Annotated in this window: 22 protein-coding genes and 1 riboswitch; of the genes, 4 read left to right on the forward strand and 18 right to left on the reverse strand. The window is 28.5% G+C overall.

The genetic code is table 11. From position 1 onward, the window contains the following. Nucleotides 1-122 precede the first annotated feature (122 nt). Nucleotides 123-878, forward strand: a complete 756-nt coding sequence (locus WAO56_RS02530) for a DeoR/GlpR family DNA-binding transcription regulator (protein ID WP_422145001.1) — start codon at nt 123-125, stop codon at nt 876-878. A 101-nt stretch (nt 879-979) separates the two neighbouring features. Here WAO56_RS02530 and WAO56_RS02535 read toward each other — a convergent pair whose 3' ends face one another. Further along, a complete protein-coding gene (locus WAO56_RS02535) occupies nt 980-1,663 on the reverse strand; it encodes a class A sortase (RefSeq protein ID WP_422145002.1) in 684 nt (227 codons plus the stop codon). Between the two features lie 135 nt (nt 1,664-1,798). Between WAO56_RS02535 and WAO56_RS02540 the strand changes: the two genes are divergently transcribed. Next, nucleotides 1,799-2,140 carry a cytoplasmic protein gene (locus WAO56_RS02540; RefSeq protein WP_422145003.1) on the forward strand — a complete coding sequence of 114 codons (342 nt, stop codon included), beginning with the start codon at nt 1,799-1,801 and terminating at the stop codon, nt 2,138-2,140. A gap of 216 nt (nt 2,141-2,356) precedes the next feature. Beyond that, nucleotides 2,357-3,724, forward strand: a complete 1,368-nt coding sequence (locus WAO56_RS02545; protein ID WP_422145004.1) for an MATE family efflux transporter — start codon at nt 2,357-2,359, stop codon at nt 3,722-3,724. An 8-nt stretch (nt 3,725-3,732) separates the two neighbouring features. On the opposite strand, the gene WAO56_RS02550 is transcribed toward WAO56_RS02545, so the two are convergent. The 13 genes from WAO56_RS02550 to rlmD all read right to left on the reverse strand — a co-directional run bounded on the left by WAO56_RS02550 (nt 3,733) and on the right by rlmD (nt 14,765). Then, nucleotides 3,733-4,254: an NUDIX hydrolase gene (locus WAO56_RS02550; protein WP_422145005.1), complete on the reverse strand. Its 522-nt coding sequence runs from the start codon at nt 4,252-4,254 to the stop codon at nt 3,733-3,735. Further along, nucleotides 4,223-4,846, reverse strand: coding sequence for a DNA alkylation repair protein (locus tag WAO56_RS02555; RefSeq protein ID WP_422145006.1), 624 nt, complete (start codon nt 4,844-4,846; stop codon nt 4,223-4,225). Before WAO56_RS02555 ends, WAO56_RS02550 begins: the two co-directional genes overlap by 32 nt. Nucleotides 4,847-4,918: 72 nt before the next feature. Continuing rightward, on the reverse strand, nt 4,919-5,383 hold the full coding sequence (locus WAO56_RS02560; protein WP_422145007.1) for an HD domain-containing protein: 465 nt from the start codon (nt 5,381-5,383) through the stop codon (nt 4,919-4,921). Next, a complete protein-coding gene (locus WAO56_RS02565) occupies nt 5,380-5,871 on the reverse strand; it encodes an HD domain-containing protein (RefSeq protein ID WP_422145008.1) in 492 nt (163 codons plus the stop codon). Before WAO56_RS02565 ends, WAO56_RS02560 begins: the two co-directional genes overlap by 4 nt. A 393-nt stretch (nt 5,872-6,264) precedes the next feature. Then, a complete protein-coding gene (locus tag WAO56_RS02570; RefSeq protein WP_422145009.1) occupies nt 6,265-6,423 on the reverse strand; it encodes a hypothetical protein in 159 nt (52 codons plus the stop codon). Nucleotides 6,424-6,444: 21 nt separating this feature from the next. Next, nucleotides 6,445-7,128 carry a hypothetical protein gene (locus WAO56_RS02575; protein ID WP_422146239.1) on the reverse strand — a complete coding sequence of 228 codons (684 nt, stop codon included), beginning with the start codon at nt 7,126-7,128 and terminating at the stop codon, nt 6,445-6,447. Between the two features lie 197 nt (nt 7,129-7,325). Beyond that, nucleotides 7,326-8,657: an MATE family efflux transporter gene (locus WAO56_RS02580; protein ID WP_422145011.1), complete on the reverse strand. Its 1,332-nt coding sequence runs from the start codon at nt 8,655-8,657 to the stop codon at nt 7,326-7,328. 452 nt (nt 8,658-9,109) lie between these two features. Next, the gene (locus WAO56_RS02585) at nt 9,110-9,862 is read right to left on the reverse strand and encodes an AraC family transcriptional regulator (protein WP_422146240.1); all 753 of its coding nucleotides are present in this window, start codon (nt 9,860-9,862) and stop codon (nt 9,110-9,112) included. A 277-nt stretch (nt 9,863-10,139) separates the two neighbouring features. Further along, complete coding sequence (locus WAO56_RS02590; protein ID WP_422145013.1) at nt 10,140-10,682, reverse strand: DUF3795 domain-containing protein; 543 nt, start codon at nt 10,680-10,682, stop codon at nt 10,140-10,142. Nucleotides 10,683-10,778: 96 nt separating this feature from the next. Then, nucleotides 10,779-11,318, reverse strand: a complete 540-nt coding sequence (locus WAO56_RS02595; RefSeq protein WP_422145014.1) for a DUF1697 domain-containing protein — start codon at nt 11,316-11,318, stop codon at nt 10,779-10,781. A gap of 26 nt (nt 11,319-11,344) precedes the next feature. Further along, complete coding sequence (locus tag WAO56_RS02600) at nt 11,345-11,758, reverse strand: DUF3788 domain-containing protein (protein WP_422145015.1); 414 nt, start codon at nt 11,756-11,758, stop codon at nt 11,345-11,347. 213 nt (nt 11,759-11,971) lie between these two features. Then, the gene (locus tag WAO56_RS02605) at nt 11,972-12,799 is read right to left on the reverse strand and encodes an exodeoxyribonuclease III (protein ID WP_422145016.1); all 828 of its coding nucleotides are present in this window, start codon (nt 12,797-12,799) and stop codon (nt 11,972-11,974) included. A gap of 616 nt (nt 12,800-13,415) precedes the next feature. Beyond that, nucleotides 13,416-14,765 (reverse strand): 23S rRNA (uracil(1939)-C(5))-methyltransferase RlmD, encoded by a 1,350-nt coding sequence (gene rlmD, locus WAO56_RS02610; protein WP_422145017.1) that lies wholly within the window; start codon nt 14,763-14,765, stop codon nt 13,416-13,418. A gap of 111 nt (nt 14,766-14,876) precedes the next feature. Further along, nucleotides 14,877-14,953, forward strand: a riboswitch (Fluoride riboswitch). Nucleotides 14,954-15,023: 70 nt separating this feature from the next. Between rlmD and WAO56_RS02615 the strand changes: the two genes are divergently transcribed. Further along, on the forward strand, nt 15,024-16,202 hold the full coding sequence (locus tag WAO56_RS02615; RefSeq protein ID WP_422145018.1) for a cation:proton antiporter: 1,179 nt from the start codon (nt 15,024-15,026) through the stop codon (nt 16,200-16,202). A 170-nt stretch (nt 16,203-16,372) separates the two neighbouring features. Here the strand turns inward: WAO56_RS02615 and WAO56_RS02620 are convergent, their stop codons facing one another. The 4 genes from WAO56_RS02620 to WAO56_RS02635 form a co-directional block, all read right to left on the reverse strand. After that, nucleotides 16,373-17,755 (reverse strand): MATE family efflux transporter, encoded by a 1,383-nt coding sequence (locus WAO56_RS02620; RefSeq protein ID WP_422145019.1) that lies wholly within the window; start codon nt 17,753-17,755, stop codon nt 16,373-16,375. A gap of 65 nt (nt 17,756-17,820) precedes the next feature. After that, the gene (locus tag WAO56_RS02625) at nt 17,821-18,579 is read right to left on the reverse strand and encodes a methyltransferase domain-containing protein (protein WP_422145020.1); all 759 of its coding nucleotides are present in this window, start codon (nt 18,577-18,579) and stop codon (nt 17,821-17,823) included. A 125-nt stretch (nt 18,580-18,704) separates the two neighbouring features. After that, nucleotides 18,705-19,043: a zinc ribbon domain-containing protein YjdM gene (locus tag WAO56_RS02630; protein WP_422145021.1), complete on the reverse strand. Its 339-nt coding sequence runs from the start codon at nt 19,041-19,043 to the stop codon at nt 18,705-18,707. Between the two features lie 100 nt (nt 19,044-19,143). Beyond that, nucleotides 19,144-19,595, reverse strand: a 452-nt coding sequence (locus WAO56_RS02635) for a prolyl-tRNA synthetase associated domain-containing protein (protein ID WP_422145022.1), incomplete at its 5' end; no start/stop codon positions are given.

Here is a 19,595-nt window from a genome sequence, read left to right on the forward strand (position 1 = left end):
TTCTTGTTATAATTATAACATCATTTTATTATTTTTACTCTTTTGAATGATATTATGATAATATATACATATAGTTACATAAAATCATTCAAAAATCTTCAAATCTATTCAAAGGAGGCTATATGATACCTGAGGAAAGAATCCATCAAATAAAAAATATACTATATGAAAAAAAGAATATTAGTGTAAAGGAATTATGCAAAATCCTATACTGTAGTCCTTCAACTATTAGAAGGGATCTTTTGGAATTAGAAAAAAACGGATTACTTAGAAGAACCCACGGTGGTGCAACTTTAATTACTAACACTACAACAGAATTTTCTGCTACTCTAAGAGCCTTAGATAATAAAGAAGCTAAAAAAAGAATTTGTAATTTAGCCTCAAAATTTTTACGAGATGATATGTCAATTTTTATTGATTCATCTTCAACTTTATACTTTATAACCGAATATGTATCATCATTTCATAATATGAAAGTTATTACAAACGGTATTAAAATAGCAACTGAGCTACGATATTCAGATAATGTTGAAGTTTTTTTAACAGGAGGAGTAGTAAAAACCAATTCACTTTCAATAGTTAGCGAATATGCTTCTGCTTTTGTTAAGGATTTTAATGCAGATTTATGCTTACTTTCTTGTAAATGCTTAGATAATAATGGCTATTATGAAGCCGATTACCAGCAAGCCCAAATAAAAAAGAACATGATCAACAATTCAAAATTAAAACTAATGTTGGCAGATTCAACAAAATTCGGCTATAATTCCTATATTAATCTAGCATCCCATAGCGATATTGATTATTTACTTACTGAAAAAATAGATTCTAGTAAAAATTTTAATTATGAGCAATTAAAAAGTAAACTAATCTACCAATAAACGTAAAAACACCAAGTATATGTACCGACCTCCTAATTGTTAGATTTTTGGTCTAACTTTTGGGAGTCGGCACAATAACTACATACTTGGTGTTTTATGATTTATTTTCTTATCATTTCTTTTTCCGTATACTCCTTAACACTAACTAAATCGCCAAGGGCAAAAAATCTATTTCCGGTAAATTTTTTCCCTTCATAATAACAATTCATTAAGGAAATTATTGGATTACCTCTTTTTTCTGCTTCTGTGTCCTCTATTAAATCTATTTGGTTAGGGTCAACAACTTTTGTGTCATATATTTTATATTCATAAATATTATTTTTATCTGTTATTTTTACTGTATCACCAATTTCTATTGATGTTAAATCTCCAAATAAGGTGTTATTTTCTGCATAATGTCCGGCTATAGCATAGTTTCCTTCCCCCATAACCTGATTATTTTTCATTGTTCCTACACCGGCAAATAATTCATTTTCACTTAAGCCTTTAAATATAGTAAGGTTTAAATCCAAACTAGGAATTACTATTTGTCCTACTATTAAATTTTTATTAATTTTCCCAGGATTAAGTAAAACCTTAGATGGTGAAATTTCACTAATATTTTCAAAATCAAAATCACCTTCTTCTTGATTATTGTTTTCAATTTCTTCTACTTTTAATTCTTCAAATTCATTTAATGTGTTATCAACTTTATTATTTATAAAAAATTTCATAATAGGTGTAATAAAAATAAATATAATTCCTATTATAATAATTATTAATCCAAAAATCTTTTTCCTCTTCATAATTTCTCCTTTTTATGTTATTTAATATAATATCAGAACTTCTTGACTTTTTATATAGCATAAATACATATTTGAGTTTTCCCTATAATAAAAGGGTAATATATATCTATAATCTTATGAAGGAGGGGGAAATAAATGAAAAAAGTAGTATTTTTTGCTTTTCAAGGTGAAGAAATGTGTTTTCTACATCTATTATTTAACGCAATTGATATGCATAAGAAAGGCATAGACACAAAAATTGTTATTGAGGGAAAATCTACTGCATTGGTGAAAACAATGACGGAAAAAGACAACCCTTTATTTAAACAGGTTGTTGAATTAAACTTAATTGATTCTGTTTGTGAAGCTTGTTCAAAACAAATGGGAGTATATGATTTTATTAAAGAAAATACAAATCTGACCTTTAATGGAGATTTATTAGGACATCCACCAATGGAACCTTATATTAATTCTAATTATGAAATAATAACTCTATAGTTAAAAAGCTAAAAATCCCTTTATTAAATAAAAGGGGTTTTTCTTATGAAATTATATTGTACAAGAGAATATATAGTTTTATTGACTCTACCATTTCTATGTGATATTATCTTATATACTAACTTCCCGCCGGGGATTTTTTTGTGTAGTAGGCCAGTGTTGCACAACACTGGTCTTTTTATTTAGGCAATTTAAAATAATGATTCGGAGGCTTTTATGTACAAAGAAAATTCTTTTAAACTGTTTATTAAATATGCTTTACCGCAGATGTTTGGACTTTTACTAAATTCGGTTTATTTAATAGTTGATGGTATTTTTATTGGTAACCGCTTAGGAAGGGATGCAATGGCTGCTGCTGCTGTATCAGTTCCTGTTGTTGAGTTTTTAATAGCAATATCATTAGCAGTTTCATCTGGAGCTGGAATTATAATATCCAGTTACTTAGGTAAAGACAAAAACGAAGATGCTAATAAAACTTTTAATTTATCAATTTTAGTTTTAGGATTAATTAGTATTATAATTGTGGTTTTTGGAAATATATTCATTAATGGAATAGCTAACCTACTAGGTTCTACTCCAGATATTCACGACCAGGCTGTAACATATTTATGGTATATACTAACTTTTTCACCATTTTTATTGTTTAGCTTTCTACTTAGTGGACTAGCTAGAAATGACAATAAACCAAAATTAGCAATGATTGCTTTAGTAGTTGGTTCTGTATCAAATATTGTTTTAGACTATGTATTTATGTATCCATTAAATATGGGAATTGCAGGAGCAGCTTTAGCAACTGCTTTAGGACCAATTTTTAGTGTACTTATACTATTGCCACATTTTATATCTAAAAAAGGATTCCTATATTTTACAAAACCTATAATTTCACATTTAGTTGAAAAAGTAAGAGAAATTGTAAGAATGATTACTTTAGGATTCCCTGCTTTTATAATGGAATTTACCATTGGTATAGTTACATTTATATATAATTACACAATAATTAAAAATGGTTACGGAGAAATAGGATTAGCTGCCTATTTAGTTATAGGATATTTAAGTTTAATAATTCTTACGGTATTCTTGGGAATTTCTCAGGGACTACAACCTATTTTCAGCTATTTTAATGGAAGAGAAGATGCAAAAAGAAATAAAGATCTTATTAACTTCTCTGTTAAGGCTGTAACAGGAATCGGGATTTTAATATATGTACTAGTTGTATTATTTGCTAAACCTTTTATAACAATTTTCTCACCAGATGATATAGAGTTAATAAACTTTACCTATGACAAAACCCTATTGTATTTTTGGGGATTTGTATTTGCTGGTTTAAATATTTTATTTATTTCCTTCTTCCAATCTGTAAGGGAAACAAAATCAGCATTAGTATTATCTTTATCTAGAGGATTAATAGTACTTCCTATATTTAATTTAATATTTCCTATATTTTTAGGAGCAAATGTAATTTGGTTTGGTCACTCTATTGCAGAAACAGTTACAGCAATATTTGCAATTTTATTTTTTGTAAAATATTATAAAAAATATTTTTTATCAGTTAAACTACACAAAAACAAGGGACTTTCTAGTTAGAAAGTCCTTTATTTTATGTTCAAATATTTATTTAACGGAGTTATATCCATAAGGAAAAATTGTTCTTTATTCTCCTGTAACATTCTTTTTACTTCTTCAACTTTTTCCCATCTTATATTAATGCTTTCATCGGTTTTTTCCAATAATTCCCCTTCTGCATAACAGATAAAAACATTTAAAACTATTGAATATAAGCCGGACATATTTTGACTTACACAAAAAGGGGTAAAATTTATAACTTTATTCCCATTTACCTCTGTATGAAAAACTTCTTCTTCCCCTAAAATTTTAGTAATTGTTAACCCTGTTTCCTCTCTTACTTCCCGTCTTAATGCTTCAAATATGTTCTCATATTCTCTAATTTTACCTGCGGGAAATTCCAAAAGTCCATTTTGATTATAGTATTCTTCTTTTTCTCTTTCCTGAATTAATATGTATTTTCGCCATTTATTTCCTTTTCTATAATAGCTCCAACACAAGGTACAGCAAAAGTTTCTTTCATTTTTCCTCCTGTATAAATTTATTTGCAAGTTTATAAACTTGTATAATTTTTTTATTGTTTAATTTCCAAGTTTTTAATTCTTCATTTATTAATATAGGATGCTTTTTACTTATATCCCTTATTACATTACCAACGGACTTTCTAACATATTCGCTTTCATCTTCTTTTAATATAGATAGTCTTAATATTACCTCCTTGGGATTTTCTTTAAAATATGGCCTATTAGTCCAAATTCTAAGACCTTCTGTAACAGCCCTTCTTGTATTTGGGTTATTGTTTTCAAGCCAGTTTTCTATTATAGTTAAAGACTTTTCGTAGCCAAATTTGCTACAATATTCATTAAATGATTTTGCCAGTATTTCCTGTACTCTCCAGTTTTCATCTTTTGAAACTTCATCTCTTAAGAAGTCTAGCTCTTGGGTATTTCCAGATAAATATCCTAATAAAAATACGCCATACATCCTTACCTGATAAATTTTTGACTTGTAGGACTTATATGCAAGATTTCTAATTTCTAAATCAGTATAGTTACTATAATCTGTTTTTGCTTGCTTTTCTATTATTTTAAATCCATTTTTTATTTTAAAAAGTTCTTTTTCTAAATATTTTATCTTATCCATTTTATTCCTAATTTATTTATAGTATAAAAATACTGCATAGCAGTTATTATGCAGCATTTTTTATTTTATATACTAAGCTTGTACTGTTTTTCTTTCCATAGTTTCATAAACTGCAGAAATTTTATCAGCTAAACAAACTATCCAACTTTCTTTAAATAATGGAAACAGCGGTACTAATGGGAACATATGCTTTAAAATAATATCTTCTTCTACCTTATTTAAGTCAAATTCCTTTTTTGCATTTTTCCAAGCTTTTCTTGGATGTCTAAAACCATGCCAACCTTCATGAGCATTTTTATCATGCCAATCGTAAAGAAAGTAATCATGTAAAAGCGCTCCTCTTACTAGGGTTTTATAGTCAACATTAGCTTTTAATTTATATGCAATTTTACAACTAATATAAGCAACTCTTAAACTATGCTCATATACAGATGTATTTCCATGTTGCATAAAATTAACAGTTTCCATAAATCTGGAATCTTCCTTTAATGATTTTATTTCATTAATAATCATTCTTTTATATTCAATATTTTTCATTGTACCTCTTTTATTCTATTAAATATAGTAAATATTTTTTCCTTTCCACCTAAAGCAAACTCCTTTGTAGCTGAAAGTGTATCTGCTAGACAAACTATCCAGCTTTCCTTATACTTTGGTGGAGTAATTGTTAAAGGAAACATATGTCTTAATATTATATCTTCCTCAATTTTATTAATTTCATAATCTTTTTTTGCGTTATTTACTGCTGTTTTCCCATGTGTAAAAGCATGAAAACCTTCATGAATATTATCTTTTCTATTGTATAAAAAATAATCATGAAGTAAAGCCCCTCTTATTAAAGATTTATAATTTACTTTTAACCTATATTTTCTAACAATAGCAAGACTTAAATAAGCTACTTTTATACTATGTTCCAATACAGTTGTACTTCCATGTTGTAAAACCTTATCCATTTCAAAGAATCTTGGATTTTCTTTTAGTTTATTTAACTCTTCTCTTACTAAATCTTTAGTATTTATTTCCATAGTTTACTTCACTTAAGATTTCCTTTTCTTAAACATATTTTGAAAATACATCAACATAACGTGAATTAAAAGTTATTGATGTAACTATATTATACCCTATTTTCACAGGTTCTTCACTCCAAATTCCATCTGCATCAAAATATTTAAACAATACATAATCCCTATTTATATCACTAATTTTTCCAATCCAAAATTCTTCATTATACTCATCTTCTATAATTATATTTTTATTTACTTTACTTAAACTATAAAATATATTTTCCCAACTATTTAAATCTATTTCAGGAATTACAAGTTTCTCTAGAATAGCTTCCTTTTTAATAATAGTACTTGTTAAATCATCTCTTAATTCTGCCGACTTAATATCCTTTATTCTTCTAACAGAATATCCATCTAATAAAAATCATCTTCCACAGCCCCTAATAAGAATTCTTCATTTATTTTTAAAGGTATATAGTAATAATAATTGTCCTCATATTTAAAATATAGCCTTATAATTTCCTTGTTCTTTTCACAATTCTTTAAGATTTTCAACAAATTATTTCTATTCATATTTTTCTCCAATATTTTCCACTATACTAGCCAAAAAGTTCCATTAGGCATTCTTACCATACTTCCTTTAAATCTACTTTTAACCTTACCTGTTTTTAAATCCCTTACTACAACCTCTTCATAATAATGATATTTAACAGCAACTTCCTCAGAAGAATTATAAAAATAAGGCTCCTCTATCCATTTATTAAAATATAGCTTATCATTATCTCTGTAATAAAAACTTTCAGAGTCCTCCATCTCTATAATCTTTTTTTCCGGCCATATTATATCTAAAATAACCCCATCTTGTCTATAAAGTGTAATTGGATTTAGCTGTATTTTCAAATTATAACAATCTCTTATTTCAGACAAAAACACGACAGTCTCTTTCTCTAATTTATCTTCTTTTGGAAAATATTTCCAAATTTCTATTAATTCATTTGAAAAATCTACTCTTAAAATCCAAAATATTTCACCATCCCATAGAGGATTTTCTATATATACATTCTCTTGTAGAGAAAAAGGTATATATACTTCACCATCCGGAAAATGAATTATTCTTATATTCTTTCCTTCAAAGTTATATCCTTCTTTATAAAGCCCCTCAACTTCATAAAGATCTATCACTTCTCCCTTAAAATGACTTTGAAAATACCATTCATTTGTTCCTTCCACTTTTTCTAAGTATTCTCCTGAAATATTCTCAATTTTTTTGATTTTCATTATTCTCTCCATTATTAATTTATAAGTACATTAAATCTTCGCTAACTATACCAGTTTCTTTATTTATCCATCTCTACTATTAATTATTATACAAGTGATTATTATATTTTCCTACAAAAAAAGAACATTAAATCCTTTTAATTTTAATGTTCTTTAGAAAATAAAATTGTTGCTAATAATATTAACTTCAATGTAAACTAAACTTCCAATTTTTCTTTCCTATTTTTTTGATAAAGACGTAAAATAAATACTACTAATAAGAAAATCCATGAAAATGCTTCAGCGTAGGCAACTACCATATTATTAAATACCGGCTTAAAGGCATAAGAACAAACAATTCTTACAAGTAGGGATAGTATGCCGATAATACCGGAAAAAAGCATATCACCATTTCCCTCTAAATAACCTCTAATAGCCATACTAAGACCATAAATCAAGTAAAAACGAGAGATTGCATAGAAAAAAGATTTTCCAATAGCTACAGATTCAGCTGTTAAGCCAAATATTGCAATTAAATATTTACCTAATATAAGGACTAAAAAAGTTAAACTTAGGGATATAAATACCATCAAAATAGTTCCAATTTTAAATACTTTTTTTGCCCGCTTTTTATTACCAGCTCCAATATTTTGTGCAACAATTGTTGCAATACCTGAACTAAAGTTAATTATAGGAAGAAAAATTACACTATCAACACGATAGGCTGTTGTAATAGCTGCAACTGTCTGCTCGCCAAAACCATTCATAAACTGTTGAAGATAAACATTTCCTATTGAACTTACTCCGGACTGAATAGCAGGAGGTAAACCAAACCTAGTTCCTTCCTTAAAAGAATCTAAATCTAAAATATTTTTATCGGAAAGAGAAAAACTAAGTTTCGGATAATTTTTTTTAGTATATCCAATAATGAATATTGTCATTGCTATTTGTGAAACTACTGTTGCTATAGCAGCGCCGGCTGCCCCATAACGAAAAACAGCAACTAAAAGAATATCCAGTACTACATTTGCCACAGAAGAAACCAATATGGAAAAAAATGGTGCCCTACTATTACCAATACCACGTAGAACAGCAGAATATGTATTATATATAGCAAGAAATGGTATACCTATTAGCATAATTTCCATATAACTTTTCGCACTTGAAAATATATTTTTTGGAGTATTCATAATAATTAAAATTCTATTTGTAAAAATAATCCCTACAATAGAAACTATTATAAATATTATCCCTAACACTATAGAGTATGATGATAAAGTGGTCTTTATTTTTTTATCTAATCCCCTTCCGTATTGTTGGGCAGATAGTACTGCTAAACCAGAGGTAAAACCTATTATAACAGTAATAAATAAATTATAGATAGATGTAGTTGCACCTATTCCGGCTAAAGCCATTTCACCTTCAACATTACCGACAATGAAAGCATCAACCCAATTAAATAACTGCTGAAATAGCCCACTTAAAATTAATGGAATGGTAAAAACAAGTAAAGATTTTGTAATATTTTTATTCATTGTCCTATTATCCATGTCTTAGCCTCCTTGAATTATAAAAAACGTTCCTTAAGCTACCATATAGTCAATGCTATACCCTAGGGGTAACTTTAGAACGCCTTGTTTGTTAACTGAAATATCAAGTTAATATACAATATATTTTTTCATGATATCATGTTAAAATTCACTTGTCAAAATTAAACTGTTATTAAAGGTATGTCACTAATAAAATTATTTCATTTATTAATTAATTCTGTCCCATGTCTTTAACAATTAATTTCTCATTACTCAAAAATATTTTACCTCTTTCTATTTATGCAAAAACGCGACTAAGTATTTATACTTAATCGCATTTTCTGTAGTTCCAACTATTTTTTTCTCACAGGAATCCAAATTTCACTTTTATAGTCTGTTCTTGATGTATCAGCACTTTCATTCCATAATATTTCTGGTCCCTCAACTAGTTCATAACCTGAAGATGGAAACCACTAAGAATATATTCTTCCCCAAATATTTTGAAGGGTTTCCGGAAATGGTCCTATGGACTCAAATACTGCCCAAGTATTTGCATCAATTTTTAATACATCAAAACCACTTTCACATTTATTGCTAGTTGCTACTCCAATATAATGATCTAACTCTCCTTTTCCTTCCATTCTTCCTTCTGAAAAATTAGTAGATGCACTAATAATTCCCATTGGCTCAACGTTAGAAATTTCCTTTAGTTTTTTAATTGCTTCTACTGTTAAAAGTTCATTCATTTTTACAATTTCCGGATTAACTCCTTCAAAAATAACAGGAACTCTTCTTTTAAATCCCACAAGATTAAAAGATTCTTTTTCTAAAATACGATAATTCAATTCCATACCTCCTTTAATTGAAAGTTGAAAGGTCATTTTAGGATATGCTTTTAATTTAACATTATCTTTCCTTGCTTCTGATGGAAGTATACCATGGATATTGTAAAATGCTCTTGTAAATGAATCTGCAGAATTATAACCATATTTAACTGCAATGTCAATAATTCTTGCGTTACAATTTTTTAAATCAACTGCAGCTAGTGTCAATTTTCTTCTACGAACATATTCCGATAGACTTATTCCCGATAGAAAAGAAAACATCCGTCTAAAATGATATTCTGAGCAACATGCTATTTTAGCTACTTGACTATAATCAATATCGTTATTTAAATTTTTCTCAATATATGCTATGGCATTGTTCATATTAATTAAAGAATCCATAAAATAACCTCCCTTCAGAATAGATATTACCAAAGTCTATCGATATTCATCCGACTATCTATGCACAATATAATCGTATATAATCTATATATTATCTGTAGCTAAGTCTTTTGCTTTTATCCACATATGAAAACATAACTCAATGATTTTTCACTTTATAACTTGATTATATATAGCTACGTAATCCTAATTTATTTCATTATAACAAAATAAGGTCAGAATACTTTAAATACCTAGTATTTTGACCTTATTTAAAAATTTCTATTTTATTCTTAATTTATTTTTTTCTTAATTTTAAGATTATTCCATAATCATCTGCAAACTTTTTAAATTGATTTACAGCATATAATGCCTTTTCTTTAAACTCCATCTTTTCTAAATCTTCATTTGTCTCTAATTGTTTAACTATCTCTTGTATATCTTCTAATTCTAAAAGATTTACAGCTAAACAAAAGAATGTTTTTTGTCTTCCTGCATTATAATTCTCTAGTAAAAAATTTAAAATTTCCACTTTCTTAATCTGTTCATTACTATAAGCTACTTCACCTATTACTTGGAATTTTTCAATATCTTTAAATTGGTGCATATGGGTAATAAAAGAATCATATTTACTTGCATCCTTATATTTTTCACAAGGAAATTCATTGCACCGGAAACAATATTTAATTCCTTCATAATTTAAACTACATTTAGCAATGGAACATGAATGGTGTTCCCCGCAACCACAACCTGGGCAATGCCCACTTAATCTCATATTACATAATCCACAGTTTAACCCACACAAAGAAAAATAAGCATCATTTCTTTTAAAATTTTTCATTTGAACACATCCTAAATAATTATACAACCTTTAAATGTTTATATTTTTGACATCATGAAAATAGCTCAATTATGACCTACAAACTAAAGTTAAAAATTACATTCCAACTATCTTTCTAACAGTGTTGGCAGTTCTTATTGTTAATTTAGTGCTGATGTTTGTACTTGCTGTCTTTGACCACCAATTTGTTTTTTGATAATTTTTTCTATTAAAATACCAAAATATAATTTCTTTATAGTTACTAATCTTTTCTAAACCTTCTTTAGGTTCTCCATTTTCATTGAATACATCAGAAAATGTAGCTGGTGGCATAATAAAAATTAAATTATCATAGATTTCTTTATTGTCATTCCCCCACCATTCCGGTGCATGGAGTAAAATATCTTCAAGATCCTCCTTTGATATTGTAAAAACGGGGATATCAAAGCCAAACTGACTTTTTATCATTGTTTTAATCAATCTTGTAAGTTTAAATATGTCATCTTCACTGCTTGAAAAAGCAACATTGCCACTGTTTAAATATGTTTTAACCTCTTTAAAACCAAGTTTTTCAAATTCTTTTTTTAAATCTGCCATTGATACTTCATTTCTTCCACTTATGTTTACGCCTCTTAAGAAGGCTGTATATCTTTTCATATTAGAAGTTAATTAATTATAATATCTTATTTTCTGTTTGGTCTTCTTTTTATTGCAAGTAATCTCATAAAATCGTCAAACATTAAAGTATCTTTTGGTTCAAACATTATCCATTTCCCATCACGATAAGTTTTCGCCTCATCATAAATTTTTTGAACAGATTCAGAATATGTAACTCTTTCAGCTTCAAATTTTAATCTCTCATTATTACCAAAGATAACCATAAACCCAATACTATTATCTTTTGCATAGAGTGCACAAAGTGTTTTACCGCCTCTGCGGTATTTATATTCATAGGTCCATGCTTTTCCTCCACTATTCCAAAGACAATCCATTTCATATTTTTGGCTAATTGCATCATTTAAGTTTATCCACACCTTATACAGTTCTTCTCCTATTAAATCTATCATATCTTTTGAACTAGGTATTTTCTCAATCATATATAACACCCCTTATATATTTTATCTTTACTCCATTATATCAAAATAAGGTCAAAATACTTTTATATATAGCATCTTGACCTTATACAATTTCAATTTTAAACTCCATTACATATAATTATACTAGGCTATAATTTTGTCGATTTATTAAAGAAGTAAGTCTCCTTTAAAATAATTAGCTTAGGTTACTATTTAACTTATTGTATAAAGCTACTACAAGTCAATTTCCAATAAGATAGGTGCATGGTCCTGTCTAGGACCGGAATTTACCACATCGGATTTTATGACCTTATCTGCAATACGGTTACTAACCAACCAGTAGTCTATTCTCCAACCTGAATTATTGATTTTACTTGTCTTAGCCCTTTGAGCCCACCAAGTGTATTTTCCTTCAACATCACCATGGATGTATCGGAATGTATCTGTAAAACCCCTATCTAAAAGATTAGTAAATCCTTGGCGTTCTTCTTTAGTAAATCCAGCAGATTGCATATTATTCTTAGGATGGGCCAAATCTATTTCTTTATGGGCTACATTGAAATCACCTGTTGCTAAAACATACTTTTCTTTATCTAAATTTTCTAAATAATCAGCATATTTCCTATCCCACTCCTGTCTTTCCTCTAATCTATTTAAACCATCTCCTGCATTAGGTGTATAGACCTGTGTTAAATAAAAATCTTCAAACTCCAAGGTAATAATTCTCCCCTCTGAATCCATAGTACTTGGGGCATCTATAGTTGGAAATGAAACTATCGGTTTTAAATCCTCTTTATATAGGAACATAGTACCTGCATAACCTTTACGTGCCGGTTCTTCTGAACTCCTCCATACAATTTCATAATTCGGAAACATTTCTTTTAAAATTTTCAAGTGTTTTTTTGTAGGACCAGTACTGGCTAATTTGGTTTCCTGTAATGCTATAACATCAGCTTCATGCTTTATAATTTTATCCAATACCTCTCTACTTAATATGGCACGTGCCGATTCAGCCGTTAAGGCTGCATTTAATGAATCAATATTCCATGAAATAAATCTCATTGTCTCTCTCCTTTTAATTTTCTAAATATATCTAGGTCTTTCATAAATTCATCTATGATTTATATACAAACTTTCCATTATATCTTTTTTCCTTAGTTGCCTAGTTAGTTTTCTATAATAAATAATAAAAATCAATGAAATAATACTATTACTTATTACCCAATTTCATTTTTCCTAAATTTAGTTTAATTTTTCTATATAATTTCTCATACCTAATTACAGTTTACAATTTAACTAAACCTTCTTTTTTACAAGTAGTGTTACGGCTTCTACAGTCGACTTCTCGCCAATCACTTTCGCTCTTGGGAAGTCTTTGCATGATCTAGACCTAACTTAAATCTTTCTATGAGATTTTCTAGTAGGTCTGATGCAACTGGTTCTTCAAGAACTTTAGTTGTTGAAAAGAACCATCTGCTGACCTGCCACTTCTTACTTCGTAAGAAGGGCTAGGGCTTCAACAGTCGACTTCTCGCCAATCACTTTTGCTCTTGGGAAGTCTTTGCATGATCTAGACCTAACTTAAATCTTTCTATAAGATTTTCTAGTAGGTCTGATGCAACTGGTTCTTCAAGAACTTTTATTTATTGAGCAGAACCATCTGCTGACCTGCTACTTCTTACTTTGTAAGCAGTGTTACGGCTTCAACATGAACGGTTCGTGGAAACTGGTCTACTAATTCAAGTTTTTCCAATTTATATCCATTTTTCAAAAATATTTCCAAATCCCTTACTTGTGTTACTGGATTACAGGAAATATATACAAATTTTTCCGGTTTTATATTAATTATTTTTTTAATCGCCTTTGGATGTATTCCATCTCTTGGAGGGTCTAGTACAATAATATCTGCTTGGTCCTTTAATTCTTCTATTTTTTCAAGAACATCTCCCGCTATAAATTCAGCATTGGAAATATTATTTAATTTACATGTTTCTTTTGCCTTTTCTACAGCTTCCTCTACTATTTCAATACCTATTACTTTTTTTGCCTTTTGTGAAAAAATCTGACCAATTGTACCTGTTCCTGAATATAGGTCAAAAACTGTTCTATTATTAATGTCACCGGAAAACTCTAAGGCCTTTGAATACAATACTTCTGCAGCTTTTGGATTTGGTTGAAAAAATGAAAATGGCGATATTTGAAATTCAAGTTCCAATAATTTTTCAGTTATATATCCATCTCCAAATAAAATATCTACTTTTTCAGGAACTACTGCATCAGATAAAGAGTCATTACTTGTATGAATTATAGTTTTAACTTTTCCATCTAATTTTAAACTTAATAATAATTCTATAAACTCTTTTTTGTTTAATTCCTCTTGAGAAGTTGTAACTAAATTTACCATGTATTCATTTTCACTAAAAGAATACCTAACAATTAAATGTCTTAAATATCCTTCGTGGTTTCTTTTTTTATAAAATAACGTCTTATTTTCTCTGAAATAATTTTGTACTGCTTTACGAATTATTTCATAGTCTCCGTTAACAATATTACACTTGTCTGTTTCACAAATTTCATAAAATCTACCTTTAGAATGCATTCCTAAGGTTAATTCTCCACCTTTTTCCTTGTCTCCAAAACTATACTCCATTTTATTTCTATAGGCTGTTGAACTTGGACTAGGATTTATGATAATTTCTTTATTATAAATATTAGAATATAATTTCTCTAACATTTCTTTTTTTAGTTTTAATTCATCTTCATACTCTAAAGTTTGATAAGCACAACCACCACAAACTCCAAAAGGTGGACAAGGAATTCTTTTTTCTATTTCAGACTTACTTATTAATTCCAAAAATCTTCCTTCTATATGTTCACGTTTTTTTCTTTGTGCTACTATTTTTACTTCCTGTCCCTTAATACCACCTTTAAATATATATTTTTTATTGTCTACTTCCATAATTGATTTATTTGGAAATCTATTTTCTTTAATAATACCAATAATTTCTTTCTTTTTTCTTCTTGCCATTTTATCCCCTATTTTTTATTTTTATTAAAAATACAAGCTATTAAATTATATATCTTATACTATATTTTTCAAGTTACTACTTATTTGACAAATTTTTCTTATTACAATATAATTTTTTTAGGGAATGAGGTTCTCCCTTGGCCTAGCCAAAACCACTTTTTAAAAAAGTTGATGACTTCTGTTTTTTACAGAGGTCTTTTCATGTCTATTTATGGTAGTCTCTGTAGGAGACTACCATTTTTTATTTAGGAGGATTATATGTTATTTAGTTTAGCTTTAATATTTATATTAGGAATATTTTTAGGAGAGATTTTCAAAAAACTAAAGTTACCAAACTTAATTGGAATGTTGTTAACAGGAATTATTTTAGGCCCCTACGCCCTTAATTTAATTGATAATTCAATACTTAGTATTTCTGCAGATTTAAGAAAAATAGCCTTAATAATTATTTTAACAAGGGCAGGTCTTTCTTTAAATATTGAAGATTTAAAAAAAGTAGGACGACCAGCCATACTAATGTGCTTTCTTCCTGCTTGTTTTGAAATGCTTGGAATGATAGTATTGGCTCCAAAGCTTTTAGGTATTAATGTATTAGATGCTGCAATTATGGGAGCTGTTGTCGGTGCAGTTTCTCCTGCTGTAATAATACCTAAAATGTTAAAATTAATGAATGAGAATTATGGAACAGAAAAAAGTATTCCCCAACTAATTTTAGCTGGTGCTTCTGTTGATGATATTTTTGTAATAGTAATTTTTACTATACTAACAGGTTTAGCACAAGGGGAAACAATTACTGCTTCTAGTTTTCTACAAATACCTCTTTCAATAATTACAGGTGCTTTAGTAGGAATTATTCTAGGCCTTATTCTAACAGAATTTTTTAAAAAAACTCATTTAAGGGATTCTCTAAAAACAATTATTATGCTGGGAATTGCCTTTATTTTAGTAACATTAGAGGACAACTTTTCTAATATAATACCTTTTTCAGGACTATTGGCTATTATGAGTTTAGCCATTACCATAGAGAAAAAACACCTTGTTTTAGCTAATAGATTATCCTCAAAGTTTTCTAAACTATGGGTTGGTGCTGAAATTTTACTATTTGTTTTAGTTGGAGCTACAGTAGATTTAAAATATGCTTTTGCTGCCGGTTTTTCAGCTATAATATTAATATTTGGAGTTTTAATATTCAGATTATTTGGAGTCTTTCTATGTTTACTAAAAACCGATTTAAGTATAAAGGAAAGAATCTTCTGTATGATTGCCTACATGCCAAAGGCAACAGTACAGGCGGCAATTGGTGGTATTCCACTTGCTATGGGACTTTCTTCAGGAGAAATCATATTAACAGTTGCAGTCTTGTCAATTTTAATTACTGCACCTTTAGGAGCCTTGGGAATAGACTTAACCTATAAGAAGTTACTTACTAAAGATTAATTGTTTTTAAGTTTCTATTAATTTAAAAAATACATTCTTGCTAAATAAAAAAGAGAATTTCTTTTTACATTTATCCCTAATCCCTAACGGAACTTATTATTAAAATCAAAATGAAATTCTCTTAAAAAACACGCAGTTACCTATATTAAAATTTTTCTTAATTAAAAATTCTAACTCCTTACACCTCTTTGAAATTTTTCCATATTATTTCTAAATCCATTTGTTCTTCTTTCAATATATTTAAATATTATAATTATTACAATTCCCTTTAAAGCACCGGATAAACTCATTGTTACCCAAATTCCTGTAAGTCCTAAAAGCTTCATAAGAAAATATGCTATTGGAATTCTTGCTGCATTTAATACTATTGCATTTATAGCCGGATATTTAGTAAGTCCAAGTCCATTTAACATACCACCAGTTCCTATTTCCAAAGCCATTAAGGCTGAGGTCAAACCTAAAATTATTAAATACTTACTTCCTTCTGCTATTACAGCAGGGTCATTTGGTGTAAAAATTCTAAATAAAAATTTATTTCCAAATATCATTATTGCTGTTCCTAATAAACCAATTCCTAAAGTAAGTCTAATGCAAATTTTCTTGGCCTTATCCAGTCTGTCAAAGTTTTTTGCGCCATAGTTTTGTCCAAAAAAAGATGTAAATGCTGTTGCAAATCCTTCTGAACTCATCCATGATATTGATTCTATTTGTGAGCCTACTGCATAGGTAGCTACCCCCACTGCTCCATAAATTGCAATATACTGATTTAATTTTATACCTATTAAAGAATGGACTAAACTCTGTATTGATGCAGGTAGTCCCAATCTTATTGTCTGTATAATATATCTTGGCGTTAAGGATTTAAAATAGTTAATTTTAGCATAGTATTCACCATACTTTACTCCTATGTAAATATACAGTATTGTTCCTATTGCTTGCGCCATTACTGTTGCAACTGCAGCACCGGCCATTCCTAATTCAGGAAAAGGTCCTATTCCAAAAATTAATATAGGGTCTGCAATTATATTAAAGACCAAGGCTATTACTGAAACTTTAAAAGGAGTTGAACTATTACCTTGTGAATAAAATATAGCAGCAAAAAATGGATTTAAAAATGTAAAAATAAGCCCCCATGAAATTACCATATGATACTCTAAAGCTAATTTTTCAACAGCTTTTTCCAAACCATAAAATTCATATAAGGGTTTTCTAAAAATTATAAATATACTCATAAGTATAATACACAGGACTAAATTTACTTGAAATCCGCTTATAGTTGTTTTTGTTATTGCCTCTTCATCTCTTCTTCCATAGGCTTGAGATAAACCTACTGACATTCCTGTTTTTGTAATTAAAGTAATAGCTTGGGCCATCCAAACAAAAAATCCACAAGTTCCAACAGCTGCTACTGCTGCTGTTGAAAGCCTGCCTAGCCAAATTAAATCTACTAGTGTGTAAGCCATTTGAATAAATGCTATACCCATTAAAGGCAGGGCCATTTTTGTTATGGATTTTGTAATGTTGCCCTCTAATAAATGATGTGATTTGTTCATATATCCCCTCTCAAATAAAAAATTAAAATTCAAAAATATATTTCTAATACATGATTTTATAGCATTTATTTCCTAGCAATAAAGAATAATCTTTTAAAACCTTGAATAATTTCACCATTATCCATTAAAGGATAAACTTTTTCAACTTGATTTAAAATTTCATTTTCCAGTTCTACTCTTTTTTTCTCTGAAAGCTCATCTAAATAAGGACGTAAACTTGTACCCTTTACCCAGTCTAATAAATCTCGGTACGATTCCATTCTATGTAAATATTGAGTTATCCATATTTCAAAATCATTACTGCTTTTCGCCAATATGTTAAAATATTCTTCATACTCTAAAGCGTTAATTTTATGTATTTTCTTATGATTAAAATTCCATTTAGGGTCTAATACTATCTCGTCTATAGTTCTATACAAGGGTTCAGCTTTATTAATTGGCAATTGGATTGCCAATACTCCATTTTCTTCAATATTATCCATTAATTTAGGAATCAGTGAATAGTGGTCCGGCACCCATTGAATACAAGCATTAGAGAATATTAAATCATATTTATTTTCTATATTATTTATATCGCAAATTTCAAAATCAATATTAGGATATGTCCTTTTAGCTTTTTCTATCATATTTTCAGAACTGTCTATTCCTTTAATATAGGCCTTTGGAAAAGCTTCTTTTAAAACGGCAGTACTATTTCCTGGCCCACACCCAATATCTAAAATTGTATCAGGCTTATACTTTAAAAGTCTGTTTGTTAAATCCTTTGCCGGTTGAGTTCTATATTCTTCAAATTTCAAATATTGTTTTGGGTTCCATTCTGCCATTTTGCAACCTTCTTTCTTATTGATATCTATTAATATAGAATATCATATTTAAAAAAAACATCTACTAAATAGTAGATGCTTTTACAACTAATTCTAATTAACTAAGAATAAAATGTTCAATAAACTTAAATCTTCTTTAGGAACTCCGTTTTTAATTCCATATTGCCAAATCCTGGAATTTTACAATCGACATCATGGTCTCCATCTTTTAACTGTATATTCTTAACAATAGTCCCCCTTTTAATTACTTCTGAACTACCCTTTACTTTTAAATCCTTAATTACTGTTACAGAATCGCCGTCTTTTAATTCATTTCCAAATGCATCTTTATATACTTTAACATTATCATCTTCTACTACAACATCCGGATTCCATTCATATGCACATTCAGGACATATAATTAAATGTCCATCCTCGTATGTATATTCAGAATTACATTTTGGACAATTAGGTAAATTACTCACAAAAATCCTCCTTAAATTAATAATTGCTTCCCTCAAAAGCCTAACAGTATAGGAAGAGTTTGTCAATTTATGCAAAATATTTTATAATGTTACAATATGTTTAAACTTCAATAAACTCTAAAAAATTTCCATTTTCATTAATTATTTTAACTAAATCATCTGTTTCCATCCAGACTGATGCTGTATTGTCATTAGGATGAAGTCCTATTATTTTATTTTTGTAAAATTCATCTATATAGATTTTAACTATTTTATCCTTATCATTTAAAGCGCCAAATAATGAAACAGCTCCCGGTTTAACTTTAAAATATTTCATTAAATCCTCAGATGAGGCAAAACTTAATCGTTTAGAAGCTATTTTTTCACGTACCTGTTTTAAATCTACTTTTTTCATACTATTTGCAACTATTAAATAATAATTTTCTCTTTTTCTATCTGTTACAAATAAATTTACAGCGATTTTTTCAGATTCGGGAATATTAGCCTTTTCAATTTCTTCTATGGAACTTACAGCCTTATGTTCCATATACTTGTATTTAATATTTTTATTAT

The organism is Miniphocaeibacter sp., from assembly GCF_049276255.1.
In the GTDB taxonomy this organism is placed as follows: Bacteria; Bacillota; Clostridia; order Tissierellales; family Peptoniphilaceae; genus Miniphocaeibacter.

Bases quoted from the DNA above. Each gene is read 5' to 3' on its own strand.
- WAO56_RS02540 (WP_422145003.1), top strand. From the start codon at position 1,799: ATGAAAAAAGTAGTATTTTTTGCTTTTCAAGGTGAAGAAATGTGTTTT.
- WAO56_RS02570 (WP_422145009.1), bottom strand. From the start codon at position 6,423: ATGAATAGAAATAATTTGTTGAAAATCTTAAAGAATTGTGAAAAGAAC.
- WAO56_RS02625 (WP_422145020.1), bottom strand. From the start codon at position 18,579: ATGGCAGAATGGAACCCAAAACAATATTTGAAATTTGAAGAATATAGA.
- WAO56_RS02615 (WP_422145018.1), top strand. From the start codon at position 15,024: ATGTTATTTAGTTTAGCTTTAATATTTATATTAGGAATATTTTTAGGA.
- WAO56_RS02595 (WP_422145014.1), bottom strand. From the start codon at position 11,318: ATGAAAAGATATACAGCCTTCTTAAGAGGCGTAAACATAAGTGGAAGA.
- WAO56_RS02605 (WP_422145016.1), bottom strand. From the start codon at position 12,799: ATGAGATTTATTTCATGGAATATTGATTCATTAAATGCAGCCTTAACG.
- WAO56_RS02590 (WP_422145013.1), bottom strand. From the start codon at position 10,682: ATGAAAAATTTTAAAAGAAATGATGCTTATTTTTCTTTGTGTGGGTTA.
- WAO56_RS02535 (WP_422145002.1), bottom strand. From the start codon at position 1,663: ATGAAGAGGAAAAAGATTTTTGGATTAATAATTATTATAATAGGAATT.
- WAO56_RS02575 (WP_422146239.1), bottom strand. From the start codon at position 7,128: ATGAAAATCAAAAAAATTGAGAATATTTCAGGAGAATACTTAGAAAAA.
- WAO56_RS02580 (WP_422145011.1), bottom strand. From the start codon at position 8,657: ATGGATAATAGGACAATGAATAAAAATATTACAAAATCTTTACTTGTT.
- WAO56_RS02565 (WP_422145008.1), bottom strand. From the start codon at position 5,871: ATGGAAATAAATACTAAAGATTTAGTAAGAGAAGAGTTAAATAAACTA.
- WAO56_RS02555 (WP_422145006.1), bottom strand. From the start codon at position 4,846: ATGGATAAGATAAAATATTTAGAAAAAGAACTTTTTAAAATAAAAAAT.
- WAO56_RS02620 (WP_422145019.1), bottom strand. From the start codon at position 17,755: ATGAACAAATCACATCATTTATTAGAGGGCAACATTACAAAATCCATA.
- WAO56_RS02600 (WP_422145015.1), bottom strand. From the start codon at position 11,758: ATGATTGAGAAAATACCTAGTTCAAAAGATATGATAGATTTAATAGGA.
- WAO56_RS02545 (WP_422145004.1), top strand. From the start codon at position 2,357: ATGTACAAAGAAAATTCTTTTAAACTGTTTATTAAATATGCTTTACCG.
- WAO56_RS02530 (WP_422145001.1), top strand. From the start codon at position 123: ATGATACCTGAGGAAAGAATCCATCAAATAAAAAATATACTATATGAA.
- rlmD (WP_422145017.1), bottom strand. From the start codon at position 14,765: ATGGCAAGAAGAAAAAAGAAAGAAATTATTGGTATTATTAAAGAAAAT.
- WAO56_RS02585 (WP_422146240.1), bottom strand. From the start codon at position 9,862: ATGGATTCTTTAATTAATATGAACAATGCCATAGCATATATTGAGAAA.
- WAO56_RS02560 (WP_422145007.1), bottom strand. From the start codon at position 5,383: ATGAAAAATATTGAATATAAAAGAATGATTATTAATGAAATAAAATCA.